Raw genomic sequence first — 19,036 nt, 5'->3', positions numbered from 1 at the left:
TTGCTCATGGATGCAGGTAATTAAACAGCAGGCAGGATATGAGCCTGACTAGTATCGAGCTTGAAGGCCAGCACTTGCCCAACTTCAAAATGATGATGACCAGCGACTTGGAGTTGGAATACTTCGCTAGCACCATCCACCCTGACAAACAGGCGAGCAAGGTTTCCCAGACGTAATATCTTGTTGATGCTGCCGTGCAGGGTGGCCGTTTGATCCTGACCAACCACTTCCAAGGCATTCGTGGGCAATATCCAGTACAGATAATCGTGGCTACCAGGGCCAACTGCCTGCGTGATTGGGAGATTGAGCAAGCACTGTCCCAGCTTGAGCGTGACTGTGCTCTCTGTCCTGGCGACTAGCTCACTGCGCAATATATTATGCAATCCCACCAGCTCAGCGACGCGACGGCTGGCAGGTTGACGAATAACGTGGTCTGGTGCGCCACTCTGCAGGATACTGCCATTGTCTATCAGCGCAATTCTGTCTGCCAGCATGCTGGCTTCATTCAAGTCATGCGTCACAAGGATGATGGGAATGTTCAGTCCGGCCTTCAGCTCGGCAAGCTGGATATACAGGCTTTCACGCGTGATGCTGTCAAGGGCGGAGAATGGCTCATCAAGCAGCAGAATCGAGGGGTCTGCTGCCAGAGCCCTCGCCAATGCCACGCGCTGTTGCTGGCCACCGGACAGCTCTGCGGGTTTGCGCTTGGCATAATCAGAAAGGTGAACCCTTTCCAGCCACTGTCGCGCTTGGTGGTTTTGTGCATCGCGTGGTAGATGATGCAAGCCTGCAGCGACATTGTTCAGTGCGCTCATGTGTGGAAACAAACCGTAATTTTGCGGTACATAGCCGACACGGCGTTGCTGCGGAGTCAGGCGAACCTGCTGGTCAAACCAGGTATTGTTCCCCAGCTTGATGGAGCCAGACTGTGGATATTGCAAACCTGCGATTAGCCTCAGTATCGTGGATTTTCCACTGCCGGAAGGCCCCAGTAGCGCCAGCAACTCGCCTTCAGCACAGCGCAGTTCCGCTTCCAGGGCAAAAGGTCGCTGCAATGCAACTTTCAACCATAGATCAGAGCTCATGATAGCCTCCCCTTCGACCGAACTTCCTGGACAGGCTATTCGCCAACGCCAGCACCACCACCGAGAATACCAGCAGCATCAATGACATATTGCCTGCTGCAGCAAAATCCAGCGCCTGCACACGGTCATAAATACTAATGGCAATGGTCTTGGTCTCGCCCGGCAGGCTGCCTCCTACCATCAACACTACGCCAAACTCCCCCAGCGTATGGGCAAACGTCAGCACGATCGCAGTGAGAATCCCCGGCCAGGCCAGTGGCAGCTCTACCGTCAACAACATGCGCAGGGATGACATGCGGCAGCATGCCGCCGCATCCCTGACATCCTGCGGGATAGACTCAAAGCCACGCTGTATGGGTTGTACGGCAAACGGGATGTTGACGATAATGGAGGCAAGCAATAAACCTGAAAAATGAAACACCAGCAGATGGCCGGTAGTCTGCATCAGCCATTGTCCCAGCCATGACTGGTTTCCCAGCCCGACCAGCAAGTAATACCCTACCACGGTAGGTGGCAACACCAGGGGCACTGCCAGCAGCGCTTCAGCCACTGGCTTGCCGAAAAATCTACGATAAGCGAGGAAGCGTGCCGCGAACAATGCGACGGGTATCAACACAAGAATCGTCATGGCTCCCAGCTTGAGCGAGAGCCATAAAGCCGTCCAATCCATTAATTGGCTTCACCAGGTAAAACGAAACCATAGCGACGGAAGATTTCCCGGGCGGCAGGCTTCTGTAAATAATCATAAAAAGCCTTGGCGGTGCTGTCTGCATTCTTCAGCAACACCATGCGTTGTTTTTGTGGGCTATGCCAGCTCTCGGGAATTTCAGCATAATTCACGGTATTGATGACCTGTGGTGACTTGACGAGGGAAAGCGCCACAATACCACCATCGGTAGAGCCGCTGGTAGCAAACTGGGCCGCTTGTGAAACGTTTTCACCCAGCACCAGCTTGGACTGAATGTCTTCCCACAGGCCTGCATGCTTCAAGATTTCCACGGCACGGCGCCCATAAGGAGCATGCTCAGGGTTGGCAATGGCAAAACGTTGCAGCTTGCCACTCTTGAGTGCAGCCGCCAAGCCCTTCAGCTCACTATCCACGCCCAGTGCAGCATTTTTAGGTGTCACGATCACCAAATGGCCGGTAGCGTACAATACGCCTTCGTCCCTGGTCAGCCCGGCAGTGGAAAGCTTGAGGACATAGTCTTCATCTGCTGAAAGAAACAACTGGAAGGGAGCACCATTGATAATCTGCGTGGTAATGGCGCCGGATGCGCCATAGGTCACGGCCAGCTTTTCACCGGATTGCTGCTCAAACGATTTGGACAACTCCTCCAGAACAAACTTGAGGTCTGCCGCGGCTGCAATATTGGTAGGCGCTGCATGCGCCACTGCCGTGAATAGCACGAGGTACAATGGCGCCAGAATGCGTGAAAAAGCGAATTTCATATACGTTCTTTCGGAGATGAAGTGAATGTTTAAAAGAAGTGGGATGGAATAGAACTCAGTAAAAGCATTATCTTTTTGCAAATATAACGAAATTATATAGACCTCGCCACAAAAATAGAACCATGTCCCAACAAACAACTTCAGCATCCTGCACGGCAAGCTTGCAGTGGCAGGATGGTCAGCCCTACTCCACCCTGTATGGTGACGTTTACTTTTCGCGTGCCAGTGGGCTGGAAGAAACGCGTCATGTATTCCTGCGACATAATCAATTGGCTGAACGCTGGCATGCCATGCAGGAAAATAGCTTTACCATTGCTGAAACTGGTTTTGGCACAGGGCTCAATTTTCTCTGTGCGTGGCAACTGTGGCGTCATCATGCCCCGGCGCATGCCCGGCTTCATTTCGTCAGTACTGAAAAATACCCATTATCCTGGGCTGATCTTGCCCAGGCACTGGCACTGTGGCCAGAGCTGGATCCATTCACTCAGGCACTGCTCACGCAATATCAGCAGTTGGCACCAGGCTGGCACCGGATGATTTTTGATCAGGGGCGTGTCAGTCTCACCTTATTGATTGGTGATTTACTGGATACGCTACCAGCATTACACGCCAGTGTGGATGCCTGGTTCCTTGATGGATTCTCCCCTGCCAAAAATCCGGAAATGTGGCAGCCAGCCTTGTTTGAACGGATGGCGACACTTTCACACCAGCACACCACGTTTGCTACCTTCACTAGCGCAGGTGTGGTCAAGCGTGGATTGCAGGCTGCAGGGTTCGAGGTAAACAAGGTGCCAGGGCACGGCAGAAAGCGGGAAATGCTATGTGGGCGGTTTAGCCACAGGCAGCCACCATTTCATGCCAAGCCCACACAAGCGATTGTCATTGGCGGCGGCATTGCTGGCACCTCCAGCAGCCGCGCCCTGGCTGACCGTGGCTGGCATGTGACCCTGATAGAACAGCATGCTCATGTGGCACAGGAAGCATCCGGAAATCCACTGGGGATACTGTATCCCAAGCTGGCACGCAAGGACGTGCCGCTTGACCGCTTGTCGCTCGCAGGCTATCTACACAGCCTGCGATTATTGCAGCAACTGGATATACCCCCTGATGCCCATGCTCGCTGTGGCATGCTGCAACTGGGCCATGATGCGGCTGAGCTGGATCGCAGTCATGTTATTGCTGCACGCCATTTTCCAGCTGATTTGGTTTATATGGTCGACCAGGCGCAAGCCAGCCTGTTGGCGGGCGTTCCGCTGACACATGAGGCGATGTTCTTCCCTGAAGCTGGCTGGGTAAAGCCAGCCGCATTTTGTCATGCCTTGACCCAGCACCCGAATATCCAGGTGCTCATCAACACGCAGGCCATCCAATTGAAACAGGTAGGTGATCTGTGGCAGGTGTGGGATCAACATCAATTGCTGGCAGAAGCCCCGGTACTGATTATTGCAAATGCCAACCAGGCTGCCAGTTTTGACCAGGCTGCCCACTTGCCGCTATCACCTGTACGCGGACAAATCACACAACTCCCCCAGTCAGGTATCAGTGCACACTTGAAAACCCTGCTCTGCACCGATGGCTATATCAGTCCCTCAGTGAACGGGGAACATTGCCTGGGTGCCACGTTTACCCCAGATGATATTGGGCTGGAGTTACGCTCAGAAGACCATGCGCAAAATCTGGAGATGCTCCATCGTATGTCTCCTGATCTGCATCAGGCATTGTCATCCCAAGCGCCACAAGGCCGCGCAGCCTTGCGTTGTACCACCATCGACTACTTGCCGATGGCAGGTCCCCTGCTTGATCATCTCGCGCTAAAAGCACAACCGCCACGCCATACTGCTGCCCCTGAAAGCCTGCCCTGGCTAAAGGGCTTGTACGTCAATCTAGGCCATGGTTCAAAGGGACTGACCACCGCCCCCCTGGCCGCAGACATGCTTGCCAGCGCCATTTCAGGAGAGCCTGCCCCGGTGGATGAGGGTTTGCTGGCCGCCCTAGATCCGAATCGTTTTCTATTGCGGTCGCTGGGACTAAAACGGCTGGTGCAGGGCCTGGCTTGTTACCCATTGATTTAAGCGAATATGGTTTAATTTAACAATGAATCCTGATCAACTTTTCCATTCAGCCGTCAATGCACATCGAAACGGACGCTTGCCAGAGGCAGAAACGCTGTACCGCCAGCTGCTTTCCCTAAAACCCAGCCATGCGGATGCCTTGCATCTGCTCGGGGTGCTTTGCCATCAGACCCGTCGCCATCAGGAAGCCACAAGCTTCATTGAGCGTGCGTTGGCACTGATACCAAATAACGCGGATTTTCATAACAACCTAGGACTCGCCTTGCAGGCCTGTGGCCAGCTTGATCAGGCAGTCAGTCACTTCAATCAGGGGTTGGCAATATCGCCACGAGATACTGATCTGCTGGCTAATCTTGCCTCGGCTTACCATGTAGCAGGTCAATTGCCAGAAGCCATTGCCAGCTACAGAAAAATACTGCATCTCAATCCCCGCGATCAGGACGCTATTGCTGCCTTACCCCACGCCTTGCAAGCATTGGGTATCCAGCAACAACAGCGAGGGGCTTATGCTGCAGCAGAAAAAACCTATGCAGAAGCAGTCACTTTGCAGCCACAAGATGCAGCACTGCATTACAACCTCGGCAACGCTCAGCGTGAGCTTGGCAAGGCCGCAGAAGCCGCTGCCAGCTATCATCGCTCAATTGAGCTGTCTCCCCATGATGCCGATAGCCACAACAATCTGGGCAATGTTTTGCGAGAACTGGGGCAGCTGGAGCAGGCCATGGTCTGCTATCAGCGTGCGCTGGCGCTTGATCCCCTGCTGTATCACGCAAAAGTACACTTGGTACATCAAAAGCAGCACGCTTGCGATTGGCAAAATATTGAAGAGGATATTGCTCAAATCCGGGAATGGGTAGCGACCGCACCGCAGGTGCAGATATCCCCTTTTGCTTTTCTTGCCATGCCAGGAACCACTGCAGCAGAACAACAACAGTGCGCAGAGAACTGGACCAGGCAGCGTTATGCCAAGCTCATGCAGGAACCTGCATTGCTTGGACCAACTGCTGCGCGCAAGGTTGATACAGGCACTCAACTACGGATAGGCTATCTGTCGGCAGATTTTCGCCTGCATCCACTCGCCTCCCTGATCACGGAAATGCTTGAGCTGCACGATAGAGACAAGGTCGAGGTATATGCGTATTCGTATGCCGTGGATGACCACACTCCCGCACGGCAACGTATTGAACAGGCTGTGGATCACTTCATTGATATCCGCCCGTTGTCCATCCATGAGGCTGCGCAGCAGATTCATGCGGATCACATAGATATCCTGGTTGACCTGACCGGCTATACCCAGGGTAGCCGTACCGGCATTCTGGCACTGCGTCCAGCACCGATTCAGGTATCGTGGCTAGGCTTTCCCGGAACCATGGGCGCGCCCTTTATTGACTACATATTGAGTGATGCCTTCATCACACCGGCAGCACAGGCCTCTTACTATACGGAGCAGCTTGCCTTGCTGCCCACGACATACCAGCCCAATGATAGGCAGCGGCCTATTGCCAACACCCCATCACGTAACACATGTGGACTCCCCGAGGATGCTTTTGTATTTTGCTGCTTTAACCAGAGCTTCAAGATTGTGCCGCAAGTATTTGCCAGCTGGATGCGCATACTGCAGGCAACGCCACAAAGTATCCTTTGGTTGCTGGAATGCAATGCCAGCGCCAGAAAAAACCTGCAGCAAGCCGCCCAAGAACAGGGGATCGACCCAGCACGCCTGATCTTTGCTCCGCGAGTCCCTATGGATCAGCACCTGGCTCGCCATGCACTTGCAGACCTGTTTCTGGATACCGCGCCTTACAATGCCCATACCACGGCAAGTGATGCCTTGTGGATGGGATTGCCATTGATCACATGCTCAGGCGACACCTTTGCCAGTCGCGTTGCTGGCAGTTTATTGCAGGTAGCTGGCTTGCATGAGCTGATTACATTCGACCCCGCTCATTATGAAACGCTTGCCATCAGCATTGCTCAAGACCAAGCCCTGCTCAATCGTTATCGGGAACGTTTGCAAGCAACAAGAGATAGCAAGCTGTTTGATACAGCGCGTTTCACTCAAGCACTGGAAGCGCTCTACCTCAGGCTACAGAAAGCACCCGCGCATCAGCTGACTTAACTTTGATCTGAGGTACTTCATTGGGCAAGCTACTGAGCATGGCCATGGCGGCAATATTGATATCCGCCACCAGAATACTGCTCATCATGCCGTCAGTGTCAAACACAGGAGTAGATACGGTCAGGCAGAAGTCTTCCGTTGCGGTTGAAAGGTAGATGCTTGAAATGTAAGGGTTCATGGAATCCTTCACGGCATTGTAATAAGCCTGCAAGCTACGGTCGGCACCTGCCCCGCCCGCTTTGATCTTGCCGTACATATTGGGATTGATCCAATTGGCATGGCGCTGGCTGCCATCCACATTCAGTTCAAACACCACCTCAAAAAACGGGTAATCGGCAAAACAACCATCCAGGCAATGGGCATCCTGAGACCTTGGCAAGGTTTGCAGCATCTTCAGTGCATTGAGGGCTCGTGATTGCCAGTCTGAATATTCCTCGCTACGCGGCAATACCAATCTTGGCGGATTGGATTCCACCACCACGATACTCCCTATATTGGATTTTCCTATCTTCTTTAACGAGGCAGCACGCTCTGCCGCCGCCACGCTGTTGGATATAGCTCCCTGAGAGCCATTGACGACCGCGATCGACACGCTAGCCACCGGGTGATCCTTGCCATCTTCAGTGGTAAAAAATCGCCGTTCAAGGTCGCTGCTATCGTAAAGGTGAACCGCCAGTGCCTGGAAGTGATTGATGACGTTGAGTAGTACGTTCACCAGATTGTGGTCTTCATGATCGAGGATCAGCACAAAATCATCGCCACCAATATGCCCGACCAGGGTGCCAGTTTGATTGTGAAACTCTTGCCGCACAATTTCAGATAACAAGCGAATCATGGCATCACCGCGGATAAAACCGTATCGATCGTTATATGCCTTGAAATGATCCAGATCGATATACACCAGATGGGTAGTCGGGTTGTTACGCAAGCTCACATCCAGTGACTGGCGTAATGTAGGGCCAGTGGTGAGCTGGCTTAATGGGTGCATATTGCCGGAACTGGTCTTGCGGTTAATGATTTGCGACATGATTTCCAATGGGTGGATGATCCCGACATAGACCCCATCGTCGCTTACCATCACCCACGGTTCAATTTCACCACGCTCCAGATATAGTCCGCGTGCCAGCTGGGAAGATGGCATGCGCGAGGTAATCATGCGGGGCAAGGCATCGCAATAATTGCCCAATGCATCACTACGGTGGGTAAAGACCTTGCCGCGCTTGAGCAGCCCGATTGGACGCAGGTTGTCCAGAACAACCGCACAGGCAATATCCGGGTTATCTATAAAAATCTGCCTGGCCTGGTCTATCGGGGTGTTGACCTCTATGGTGATGCCGCGGCTGACAAACTCACTGATACGGAATTCATCGGGAATGGGCGATCGATGGGATTCGTCGCGTATCGGCAGTGCCGTCACTGTTTCTGTCGGATTCAATGCTGGCTTGGCAAAATAATAGCCCTGGGCATAGACCAAGCCAAGATCCTGGCAATAAGTGATATCTTCAACCCGCTCCAGACCTTCTGCAACGATCGTGCAGCCCAGGCGCTGTGCCATGGAAATAATCGCCTCAAGCAGCACGGTACGGACACGACTCCCCTGTGCCTCATGCACAATGGTGCGGTCTATCTTGATAAAGTCCGCCCTGACTACCGCTAACGTACTCAAGCCATTGAACCCGGATCCCATGTCATCCAGCGCGATTCTCAGGCCCTGCATGCGAATAGCATCACAATGCTTGGCAAGAAGTTCAGGAGACACCTCCTCACTTTCAATAATCTCCACCACCACATCGCGTTGTTCTATCCCATGCCGATCCAGCGCATCCAGCATGAGGTCGAGCCAGTCATCGCGCATAATGGTTTGCGGCAGTACGTTGATGAACAATGGAGTGCCATGTGCAATGGCATTAGCTTTGCCAGCCAGTGCCAGGTTCTGGCATACCATATCCAGTTCCACTTCCCGGCTGACCTGACGCGCAAGGCGAAAGGCCTCTTCGCCAGTGAGGATATTGCCATTGGGATCCTGCAATCTGCACAGGGCTTCATAGCCAAAAATCTTGCCATTTTGCGTAAAGTCGACAATCGGCTGGAAATGCATCTGCACATGCTTGCTCAAGTCGTCCAGCAGCCATGGATGGCGCATGCGGGCATAAAAGGTATTGAACGGCATAATGTTCGCCATCCAGGTTGTGATATCCACCTCGCCTTTCGGCAGATACCAGACATAGGAGTCATCCAGCACAGACTCTGGAAACTCCTGTGCCAACTGGGTTAGCGTCATCAGTAAGGCCTGGTTATCCTTGCAGCTATACCTCAGTACAGCGTCCTGTGACGTAAGGCCTGGTTCACGGACATCGCCGTGCTGTAGGGATCGATTCGGCGTTTTAATGTAAAGCAGCATGTGTGCACAATACAAAGGAGTGAATATTGTGCAAGCTAATGCAAACCTTGTGCCATGCTGAACAGGCTGATATCACGACATCCAGACCAGTAAATGCCTCAGTTTGGTGCGGTGCATGACCACTCTCAGGTTGACTGCACCAGCATCAGGCCCAGTGGGCACACCAAGCCTGTATGACTAAGGCTTATGGTAAAGTAGCCTCATATAAAAACAAGGGATGCTTCATGGCAGCAATCGATATCACTCCTATCCTCAAGTTCATGGTGGAAAAAAACGGCTCGGACCTGTTTTTCAGTACCGGAACGGCCATCCATATTGATGTTGAAGGCAGGACGATGCCGATTAACACACAGGTAATGGCACCGGGAATGGTCAAGGAGATTGCTTATGCCCTGATGTCGCCAAGCCAGCAACAGGAATTTGAAGCTACGCTGGAAATGAACTTTGCCCTCAGCATGCACGGCGTGGGCCGCTTCCGTATCAATGTGTTCAAGCAGCGTGGCGAAGTGGCCATGGTAGTACGTTATATCAAGCACCAGATCCCCAGCTTGGAGTCACTAGTCCTGCCGAATGTCTTAACCGAGCTCATCATGCGCCAGCGCGGCCTGATACTGGTGGTAGGTTCAACTGGGTCAGGCAAGTCCACCACCCTGGCTTCCATGATCAATTACCGCAACGAGAATTCAGATGGGCATATCCTCACGCTGGAAGACCCGATTGAGTTTATGCATGAACACAAGAAATCTGTGGTCGACCAACGCGAAGTGGGCATCGATACCCTGACTTTTGAGAGTGGCCTGAAAAATGCCATGCGACAAGCGCCAGATGTGATTTTGATTGGCGAAATCCGAGATATGGACACCATGAAGCACGCGATTGCCTACTCGGAGACCGGCCATCTCTGTCTGGCGACCCTGCATGCCAACAATGCCAACCAGGCCCTGGAACGCATATTCTCATTCTTCCCACCCGATGGCAGGCAGAATATCCAGCTCAGTCTGTCGTTGAATCTTGGTGCGGTCATCTCGCAACGGTTAGTCCCTGGCATTGAAACCAAGCGTGTAGTTGCGACCGAAATCATGATCAACACCCCCTATATCTCTGACCTTATCCTCAAATCCAAGCTGGACGAGATCAAGGAAGTCATGGCGACCAATACGGACATCGGCATGGGCACATTTGACCAGTCACTATTCAAGCTATATAGCGAAGGCAAGATCACCGAAGACAATGCCCTCGCCAGTGCTGATTCCAGAAATGACCTTTCCCTCAAGATGCGCTTTTCGGCAGAGTCTGCTAAAGGTGGATTTGGTGACTAGCAATTCAGGGTAAGGCTATACGGCAAGTCTTGGTGAGTTTCTATAGGGCACAGAGTTGGGTTTATAATGCAGCTATGAACTCAGACTTGAATAAACTCCAGCCCTACCCGTTCCAGCGCCTGCGTGAGCTGTTTGCAGGCGTGACGCCAAACCCAGAATACCAGGCCATCAATCTTTCGATTGGTGAGCCAAAACATGCTACGCCTACCTTAATCCAGCAGGCACTGGCGGATAACCTGGCTGGGCTTGCAACCTATCCCACGACGCTGGGCATAGCTGCACTACGCGGGACGATTGCTAGCTGGTTAGCCAAACGCTATAGCATTCCGGCACTCGATCCTGAAACAGAGATCATTCCCGTCAATGGCAGTCGTGAAGCCTTGTTTGCTTTTGCCCAGGCGGTGATTAGCGATACAACGCCGGCTCCCGTGGTGGTCAGCCCCAACCCTTTTTACCAGATTTATGAAGGTGCAGCCTTGCTGGCAGGCGCTGAGCCGTACTTCCTGAACACACTGCCAGACAACGATTTCAGCATGGATCTGGATAGCGTGCATGAAAGCATCTGGCAACGCACCCAATTGCTTTTCCTGTGCTCTCCTGGCAATCCTTCGGGCAAGGTCATGAGCCTGGCGCAATGGAAACAGGCATTTGAGCTTTCTGACCGCTATGGTTTCGTGATTGCAGCAGACGAATGTTATTCGGAAATCTATTTTGATGAGTCCAGCCCACCTATTGGCGCATTGCAGGCGGCCAATCTTCTAGGTCGTGACTACAGCCGCCTGGTTATTTTCAGTTCACTGTCCAAACGTTCCAACGTACCCGGGATGCGCTCCGGCTTTGTTGCCGGGGATGCCAAGATACTGGAAAAATTTCTGCTGTATCGCACTTATCATGGCTGCGCCATGAATCCTGCAGTACAGGCTGCCAGCATTGCGGCATGGAAAGACGAAATCCACGTGGTGGAAAATCGTCGGCTTTACGCGGAAAAATTTGCAACCGTCACTCCCATACTGCAGGAGGTACTGGATGTGGCAATGCCTGATGCCGCTTTTTATCTTTGGGCACACACCGGGCAGTCAGATACTGAATTTGCGCTAAGTCTTTACCGTGATTTCAATGTAACGGTGTTACCGGGCAGCTTCTTGGCACGCGAAGCACATGGGATTAACCCTGGGCAAGGATTTATCCGCATTGCGCTTGTGGCTGGGCTTGAAGAATGTGTGGAGGCGGCAGACCGTATACGCCAGCTGACTTCTGAACTCCGTCCACAGTAAGTAATCAGGGATTTTCCTTAAAGAAAATCCCTGATAGCGGTTTGCGTCAACTTGAATAATGCTGGATCCAGGCAATCTATTTCCACCGTATCATCCATGCCGCGTAACCAGGTCAATTGACGCTTTGCCAGTTGCCTGGTTGCAGCCACTCCCTGATCGCGCCATTCGGCATAGCTGATAGTCTGTGCCATGTAATCCAGGGTTTGTCTGTAGCCCACGCAACGCATGGAAGTTGTATCGGCATGCAGTGATGGGTATGTTTTCAGCAATTGTTTCACCTCCTCCAGCAAGCCATGCTGCATCATCTCTTCAAAACGAATGGCGATCCGCTGATGCAGGACAGCCCGGTCCGATGGCTGCAACGCCAGCTTCAACAGGCGGTAAGGCAAGCTTTCCAGTAATTGCAGACTGAACAGTTCAGACATAGTCTTGCCGCTGATCTGATATACCTCCAGCGCCCGCTGTATGCGTTGAGAATCGGCAGGCTGTAACCGGGCAGCCGTGTTCGGGTCAATCTTGGCTAGTCTTGCATGCATCTCTGGCCAGCCTATCCGCTCTGCATCGGCATCAAGCTGAGCACGCACCTCGGGATTTGCTTCAGGCAACCCACTAAGACCTTGCTGTAATGCCTTGAAATACAACATGGTTCCCCCAACCAGCAGGGGGGTTTTACCCCTGGACGTGATGTCAGCCATCAGGCGTATAGCATCGGTACGGAAGTGCGCAGCTGAATAAACATCCGTTGGCGCGATGATATCAATCAGGTGATGCGGTGCCTGCGCCAGGATATCCTCGGTGGGCTTGGCGGTACCTATATTCATATCCCGATATACCAGCGCCGAGTCGACACTGATGATTTCCACCGGCATGGTTTGCACCAGTTCAACTGCCAGTCCTGTCTTGCCGCTAGCAGTCGGGCCCATGAGAAAAATGGCAGGTGGAAGTGCAACGGACATGGATGGGAATCTTGCCAAAGAAAAGGCGCAAGTGTAGTACAGATGCTAAAGGCTGCCTATAGAAGCAATAAGGCCAGGCATGTAGCCTGGCCTTAGACACTACCAACCTGTTCTAAAAATTAAGCCAGGTTGTGCTTGCGCTTGCGAGTTGAAATAAAACCGATTACGCCCAGACCAAGTGCCAGCATGCCATAAGTGCTTGGCTCAGGCACGGCAGCAATCACAGTCACGCCATCCAGATAAGAACCATAAGAAGGTGCTGCTGTTGGGCCCAGGGATACAAACTTGAGCTGGGTATTGGTACCAGTGGCGACCAGATCTTCAAATGTATATTCAACCCAGTCACTCTTCGCCTTGGCTGAAGAGTTGATCAGCTTGGTATCACCCCAGTAAACCTCAAATGTGCTCTTCAAGCCGTTTGGTGTGTCAGGACGACCAGAGAAAGCAAAGCTCAATGTATAGCTACTACCGGCGGTCGTGGTCAGGTTCTGCCAAACACTGGTCAGGGAGGTAGAGTTCAGTTCCAGATACTGGATACCATCATAAGCCTCAGTATTGAAACCATTGTAACCACCTTGCGTTGCACCCTTCTGGATTTCAAATACGCTGCTGGAGTGCCAGCCAGTCACGCTATTAAGAAAAGTCCAAGATGCATTGCCAATATTGTCTGCTTCAAAACTACCGTTTTGTACGATATTGGCCGCCTGTGCACCAGCGCTTGCAAATACCAGTACAGACAGTAAAGCAATGCTCAATTTTGTTTTCATTTTTCTTCCCGAGTTTAAGTTAAGTGGATTAGTTAAAATTTGTGTGGCGCCATCTAATACGCAACATCTATTCCACTAATGCCCAGCTTGGGTGCGAATAAAATTAACTTAATAATCAGCAGGATGAGATAAATATGAAAAACAGAAATGTGGAAGGTGATGAAAGTTTGGCAACTGCAGAATAGAGAGTGTCAAAGTTTCATCAGATTTATTTACCGCGCATGAACATCTTGTCCAATTCATGCATAGTCACCTGGAACCAGGTGGGACGCCCATGATTGCATTGACCGGATCGCTCGGTGGCTTCCATATCGCGCAATAAGGCATTCATCTCGGGAATGGTGAGGATGCGATTTGCCCTGACCGCCGCATGGCAGGCCATGGTTCCCAGCAACTCATTGCGCCGCTCGGTAAATGCACGACTGGCCCCATACTGGCGTAAATCAGCCAGTACATCACGCGCGAGGGCCACTGCATCGGCATCCTTGAGCATGACCGGAATGGAGCGTACCGCCAGCGTGGTGGGCGAAAGCACGGCAATATCAAACCCGAGCTGCTGTAATCCATTATCTGGAGAGGATTGTTGCTCCTGCACGGTCGACACTTCCAGTCGGTCTGCATGGAAGCTGACCGGCAACAGCAAGGGCTGCATGGGCACCCTGCTGGCGTCCAGGGCATTCTTGAGTTTTTCATACATGATGCGCTCATGTGCCGCATGCATATCCACCACCACCAGGCCCTTTGTGTTCTGTGCCAATACGTAAACACCATGTATTTGCGCAACTGCAAAGCCGAGTGGGTATTCCTGCCCTGGCTCAATATCACCATTAGCCAGATGCGGCATGGACTCTATTGGAATTGCTAAGTCAGAAGGCCTTAATGTCGGATCACTACGCTGCAAATCGCTAAACAGGGTTTGGTAAAAGCCGTTGGCGGGCTCGTTGGCGCGTAAATCAATATTGCTCTGAAATCTTGGATATGCCGGACTGGTAGCCTGTTGTTGCAATGGAGGTTGATCCACCGCAGCAAGATCCGGGGTTAATGAGCTCGCCATGCCGACGGGCGTGGCCAAGGCTTTGTGCAAAGCATGAAAAATGAATCGATGCACAGACTGCCCATCGCGGAAACGCACCTCGGTCTTGCTTGGATGCACATTCACATCAACCAGTGCAGGATCCAGCTCAAGAAACAGCACAAATGCCGGATGACGGTCATGATGCAGCACATCCTGATAAGCTTGGCGTATGGCATGGCTGATGAGCTTGTCACGCACAAAACGACCATTTACATACACATATTGAGTGTCTCGCGCATGACGGGAGAATGTCGGTTTGGCAGCCATGCCCCACAAACGCAAGCCTGCGGCTGACTGGTCCACATAAAAGGCTTCAGCGAAAAAATCAGCACCCAATACTTCTTCAAAGCGCTTTTGTGCCTCACTTGCCGCCAGGCGCATCATCGCCCTGCCATTATGCTGGAGCAAAAAAGTCACATCTGGCCGGGATAGTGCAATACGGCGAAACGCTTCTTCGCAGTGACCAAACTCCGTGTTTTCGGTTTTAAGAAATTTTCGCCGGGCAGGCGTATTGAAATAAAGATCCTGAATATCGACGATGGTGCCTTTATCAAGCGCTGCAGGCTCGACTTCCGTCAGGTAGGCACCTTCAGAGGCAATGCGCCAGGCATGTTTATCCTGGACATGGTAGCTAGTGACCTCAGTGCGGGAAATGGCCGCTATGCTAGCCAATGCCTCCCCACGAAATCCAAGGCTGGCAACACGCTCAAGATCATCCAGGCTGGAAATTTTACTGGTGGCATGCCGCGTCAGGGCTAGCGCCAGCTCGTCTTTTACAATGCCACCCCCATTATCGCTGACGCGCATCTGTTTGATGCCACCGTTCAGCAGAGCAACGACAATATCGCTGCTACCGGCATCCAGGCTGTTTTCCAGGATTTCCTTCAGTGCGGACGCTGGACGCTCGACCACTTCGCCCGCGGCAATCTGGCTGATTAACTGGTCTGGTAAAAGCTTGATGGCTGGCATGCTGGTGCAACACCCAGTGAGGGTGAGATGATGATCAATGGGCTATTTTACCTGCTGCATGCCCGACTTCGCCAACTTAAAGTCCGTCTATAAAGCGCAGGCCATATTTCTTTACTTCTGGATCACCGAGGACTTCAGATTCCAGGCCTACTTTCTGTGCCAGCAGGTCGACAGGCACAAACTCCGGCTTGCGTATCAGCAACTCATCCGCCACTTGATGAAGGGTCTGCACTGCATTACCCTGCAAATGCGCATCACGCCCTGCTTCGCTGCTGAATGTATCAAAAATCACATAAGCATTTTCTGCTTGCCTGAAGGCATACCAGGTTTTGGTATCGTCCTCCTGTTTGACGGCAGGCAGGGTTTGTTTCAGAAATCTTTCAAGCTCTAGTCTTTTTTCAGGACGGGCTTCCAGTTTGATATACAACGCATATTTACTCATTACTTATTCCTTTTTACTGCATTCACTTACTGCACTTACTTAAAATACGCACTATTCATGTCATATTGCCAATCACAGTGCCACGTGTGGCTATATTCAGGATGATACTCCGCTGCGTCTGCTTATCAGATAAATATCTGAGTCCCTAAGGCCTCGCAGGTTCAAGTATCTCTGGGCTTATTTTTCTACAATTCTGGTTTTTGCCAAGGGCGGATTGGCAGCAAAGTACTTTTTGATCCCCGACAATATCGAGTTCACGAGCTTGTCCTGATGTCCATTGTCGTTCAGCCTGCGTTCCTCATCAGGGTTGGTAATGAAGGCAGTTTCAACCAGAATGGACGGAATATCAGGAGATTTAAGTACCGCAAACCCCGCTTGTTCAACATGGCGCTTGTGCAGTGTGTTGATGGTGCCGACATGATCAAGCACAAACTTGCCCAGTTTGAGGCTATCGTTGATCGTAGCCGTCTGTGACAAATCCAGCAAGGTGCGGGCAAGATAAGGGTCTTTAACATCCAGGCTGACACCACCGATCAGATCCGACTCGTTTTCCTTCTGGGCCAGCAAACGTGCCATGGCACTAGTGGCGCCGGTCTCAGACAAAGCAAAGACTGAAGACCCCTTGGCCTGGGCACTGAGGGCTGCATCAGCATGGATGGAAACAAACAGGTCTGCCTGCATTTTCCGCGCCTTCACCACACGTCCATGCAAGGGAATAAAGTAGTCCCCATCGCGCGTCAGTACACCACGCATATTCGGTTCAGCATCCACCGCAGCCTTGAGTTTTTTGGCAATCGCCAGCGTCACATTCTTTTCATAAGAACCCTTGGCTCCCTTGGCTCCCGGGTCTTCACCACCGTGGCCAGCGTCAATCGCGATGGTAATCAGGCGCGCATCAGGTTTTTTATTGATGCCAGGGATTGGTAATGCAGGGGCTTTTTCAGTCGGCAGCTCTGGGTTGACATCTGCAATCGAGGGAGACTCTGGTGCCACCTGCAACTCAGGCAAGGGCGTGGCCACAGTGTCGGGTTTGCCACGCTGTTCCAGCAGACTCATCAAGGGATCCAGAGCAGGATAAATATCCAGCACCAATCTATCCTTGTATTCGCCCGCAGGGGGAAGCGAGAACACCTGCGGCTTGATTTCCGCTTTCAGATCAATCACGATACGCACCACACCGGGCTTGAAGTTAGCCACGCGTACCTGGCGAATATAAGGGTCGTTGGCGTTGATCTTATCGGATAAGGCTTTCAGCACTACACCCAACTCGACCTCATCCAGATCCAGCACCAGGCGCTCAGGATCTTTCAGCATGACCATATGGTGTGTGATGGGCTTGCTGGATTCCAGCGTGATGCGGGTATAGTCTGCAGCAGGCCAGACACGGGCTGCGGCAATCTGAATGCTTTCTGCTGCATTGCCGGGCATAACCATGCTCCCCAGCAATGCCATCAAGAGCAGCAGGATACTTACTATACGGACTTCAGTTTTTCCAGGCATTGCGTTCCAGCATCAGTATTGGCAGTCAATTGGATATGCCGCGCCAGCCCTTCAGGCCGGATGCAAACATCAATATCAGGGGCGGGCAATAATTCCTGCGCCTTTTCCGGCCATTCGACCAGACATAGGGATTGTGGATTGAAGTAATCCCGAAATCCGGCAGCATCCCATTCTTCCGGATCAATAAATCTGTACAAATCAAAGTGATATAAGTTTAATCTAGAAACCGAATAAGGTTCAACCAGTGTGTAGGTCGGACTCTTCACTTTTCCTTCATGGCCCAGGGCGCGCAGAATGCCACGCACCAAGGTGGTTTTCCCAGCACCCAGGTCACCATGCAGATATAAGTTGAGCCCAGGCTGCAACACCTGTGCCAGTTTGGCACCAAATGCAAGTGTCGCTGCCTCATCGGCCAAGGCCAGTGTAAAATCTTGTGTCATATGTCTCAAACTTTAAACAACCTGGAAGATCTAGCTGCCGATATCAAGCGCTGGGGCATTGAGCTCGGGTTCGGTCAAATCGGCATTACCGATACCGATCTCTCGGCTGCCGAAGAACGCCACCGGCAATGGATAGAGAAAGGGTTCCATGGCGCCATGGATTATATGGCAAAACATGGCGACAAACGCACCCGCCCCCATGAATTGGTGCCGGGCACGGTCAGAATCATTTCTGCCCGCATGGATTACATGCCCCCCCACGCACGTGATAGCGACGAGGTCATGAGCAATAGTGAGCTGGCCTATATCTCACGTTATGCACTGGGACGTGACTACCATAAGGTATTACGTAACCGCCTGCAAAAGCTCAGTGAAAAAATTGCGGAACGTGTCGGTGAATTTGGCTATCGCGTATTCACCGACAGTGCGCCCGTGCTGGAAGTTGAGTTGGCACAGAAAGCCGGACTGGGCTGGCGCGGCAAGCACACCCTACTATTGTCCCGTACTGCGGGCTCCTGGTTTTTCCTCGGAGAGATTTACACCGACTTACCCTTGCCAATTGATGCGCCATTGGGCGGTCATTGCGGCAAATGCACGGCATGTATAGACATCTGTCCGACACAGGCTATCGTGGCGCCTTATGAGGTTGATGCAAGGCGCTGCATCTCCTACCTGACTATAGAGCTCAAGGAAAGCATTCCAGAGCCGCTACGCCCGCTGATTGGCAACCGCGTCTACGGCTGCGATGATTGCCAACTGACCTGCCCCTGGAATCGCTTTGCAAAGATGACCCAGCAGGCAGATTTTCATGTCCGCAATGGCTTGGATAATGTCAGCCTGATCGAGCTATTTGCCTGGGATGAGGCCACCTTTCAGGAAAAAATGGCAGGCAGTGCGATCTATCGTATCGGCCACACCCAATGGCTACGCAATATCGCGGTCGGATTGGGCAATGCCGCCAGCAGCCCTGCCGTGATCAATGCACTGGAGCAGCGTCGACATGACCCTTCCGCGCTTGTGCGCGAGCATGTCGCATGGGCACTGAACCAGCATGCAACATACGGATTAAAAAACGCATAAGAATTCTTTTTGCAGTCATATCAAAACAATATTGACTGACTGTATAATCGCCGCAATTTCAACCCTTTATAAAGACCAGCGCTTGTTT

The 19,036-nt window shown here is 52.1% G+C and carries 15 protein-coding genes; 5 read left to right on the top strand and 10 right to left on the bottom strand.

Going from position 1 to position 19,036, the window contains the following annotated elements:
- Nucleotides 1–20 precede the first annotated feature (20 nt).
- Genes LG201_RS03570 through modA form a run of 3 tightly spaced genes read right to left on the bottom strand, consistent with a single transcriptional unit; the run spans nt 21 to nt 2,534 of the window.
- Complete coding sequence (locus LG201_RS03570) at nt 21–1,085, bottom strand: ABC transporter ATP-binding protein (protein ID WP_226770801.1); 1,065 nt, start codon at nt 1,083–1,085, stop codon at nt 21–23.
- A complete protein-coding gene (gene modB / locus LG201_RS03565) occupies nt 1,075–1,755 on the bottom strand; it encodes a molybdate ABC transporter permease subunit (protein ID WP_226770800.1) in 681 nt (226 codons plus the stop codon). The genes LG201_RS03570 and modB overlap by 11 nt, the downstream gene beginning before the upstream one ends.
- Entirely contained in the window at nt 1,755–2,534 is a 780-nt protein-coding gene (gene modA, locus LG201_RS03560; RefSeq protein ID WP_226770799.1) for a molybdate ABC transporter substrate-binding protein, read from the bottom strand. The genes modB and modA overlap by 1 nt, the downstream gene beginning before the upstream one ends.
- Nucleotides 2,535–2,656: 122 nt before the next feature.
- On the opposite strand from modA, the gene mnmC reads away from it, so the two are divergent.
- Complete coding sequence (mnmC, locus tag LG201_RS03555) at nt 2,657–4,606, top strand: bifunctional tRNA (5-methylaminomethyl-2-thiouridine)(34)-methyltransferase MnmD/FAD-dependent 5-carboxymethylaminomethyl-2-thiouridine(34) oxidoreductase MnmC (RefSeq protein ID WP_226770798.1); 1,950 nt, start codon at nt 2,657–2,659, stop codon at nt 4,604–4,606.
- A 22-nt stretch (nt 4,607–4,628) separates the two neighbouring features.
- Nucleotides 4,629–6,725: a tetratricopeptide repeat protein gene (locus LG201_RS03550; RefSeq protein WP_226770797.1), complete on the top strand. Its 2,097-nt coding sequence runs from the start codon at nt 4,629–4,631 to the stop codon at nt 6,723–6,725.
- Here LG201_RS03550 and LG201_RS03545 read toward each other — a convergent pair.
- Nucleotides 6,688–9,126 (bottom strand): EAL domain-containing protein, encoded by a 2,439-nt coding sequence (locus LG201_RS03545; protein WP_226770796.1) that lies wholly within the window; start codon nt 9,124–9,126, stop codon nt 6,688–6,690. The genes LG201_RS03550 and LG201_RS03545 overlap by 38 nt on opposite strands.
- A gap of 224 nt (nt 9,127–9,350) precedes the next feature.
- Here LG201_RS03545 and LG201_RS03540 point away from each other — a divergent pair, with 224 nt between their 5' ends.
- Both LG201_RS03540 and dapC read left to right on the top strand, forming a co-directional pair.
- The gene (locus LG201_RS03540) at nt 9,351–10,445 is read left to right on the top strand and encodes a PilT/PilU family type 4a pilus ATPase (protein WP_226770795.1); all 1,095 of its coding nucleotides are present in this window, start codon (nt 9,351–9,353) and stop codon (nt 10,443–10,445) included.
- Between the two features lie 74 nt (nt 10,446–10,519).
- On the top strand, nt 10,520–11,719 hold the full coding sequence (dapC, locus tag LG201_RS03535; RefSeq protein ID WP_226770794.1) for a succinyldiaminopimelate transaminase: 1,200 nt from the start codon (nt 10,520–10,522) through the stop codon (nt 11,717–11,719).
- 17 nt (nt 11,720–11,736) lie between these two features.
- Here the strand turns inward: dapC and miaA are convergent, their stop codons facing one another.
- From miaA to tsaE, 6 genes are all read right to left on the bottom strand, one after another.
- A complete protein-coding gene (miaA, locus tag LG201_RS03530; protein WP_226770793.1) occupies nt 11,737–12,675 on the bottom strand; it encodes a tRNA (adenosine(37)-N6)-dimethylallyltransferase MiaA in 939 nt (312 codons plus the stop codon).
- Between the two features lie 119 nt (nt 12,676–12,794).
- Nucleotides 12,795–13,442, bottom strand: coding sequence for a PEP-CTERM sorting domain-containing protein (locus LG201_RS03525; protein WP_226770792.1), 648 nt, complete (start codon nt 13,440–13,442; stop codon nt 12,795–12,797).
- 208 nt (nt 13,443–13,650) lie between these two features.
- Nucleotides 13,651–15,486, bottom strand: coding sequence for a DNA mismatch repair endonuclease MutL (gene mutL, locus LG201_RS03520; RefSeq protein WP_226770791.1), 1,836 nt, complete (start codon nt 15,484–15,486; stop codon nt 13,651–13,653).
- Between the two features lie 76 nt (nt 15,487–15,562).
- The gene (locus tag LG201_RS03515; protein ID WP_226770790.1) at nt 15,563–15,928 is read right to left on the bottom strand and encodes a putative quinol monooxygenase; all 366 of its coding nucleotides are present in this window, start codon (nt 15,926–15,928) and stop codon (nt 15,563–15,565) included.
- Nucleotides 15,929–16,105: 177 nt separating this feature from the next.
- Nucleotides 16,106–17,428 (bottom strand): N-acetylmuramoyl-L-alanine amidase, encoded by a 1,323-nt coding sequence (locus tag LG201_RS03510; RefSeq protein WP_226770789.1) that lies wholly within the window; start codon nt 17,426–17,428, stop codon nt 16,106–16,108.
- Nucleotides 17,401–17,868: a tRNA (adenosine(37)-N6)-threonylcarbamoyltransferase complex ATPase subunit type 1 TsaE gene (tsaE, locus tag LG201_RS03505; RefSeq protein ID WP_226770788.1), complete on the bottom strand. Its 468-nt coding sequence runs from the start codon at nt 17,866–17,868 to the stop codon at nt 17,401–17,403. The genes LG201_RS03510 and tsaE overlap by 28 nt, the downstream gene beginning before the upstream one ends.
- Between tsaE and queG the strand changes: the two genes are divergently transcribed.
- Nucleotides 17,869–18,948 (top strand): tRNA epoxyqueuosine(34) reductase QueG, encoded by a 1,080-nt coding sequence (queG, locus tag LG201_RS03500; protein WP_226770787.1) that lies wholly within the window; start codon nt 17,869–17,871, stop codon nt 18,946–18,948.
- Nucleotides 18,949–19,036: the final 88 nt, after the last annotated feature.

Source organism: Methylobacillus gramineus, assembly GCF_020532675.1.
GTDB lineage: Bacteria > Pseudomonadota > Gammaproteobacteria > Burkholderiales > Methylophilaceae > Methylobacillus > Methylobacillus gramineus.
This window is presented reverse-complemented; position numbering and strand designations above follow the sequence as displayed.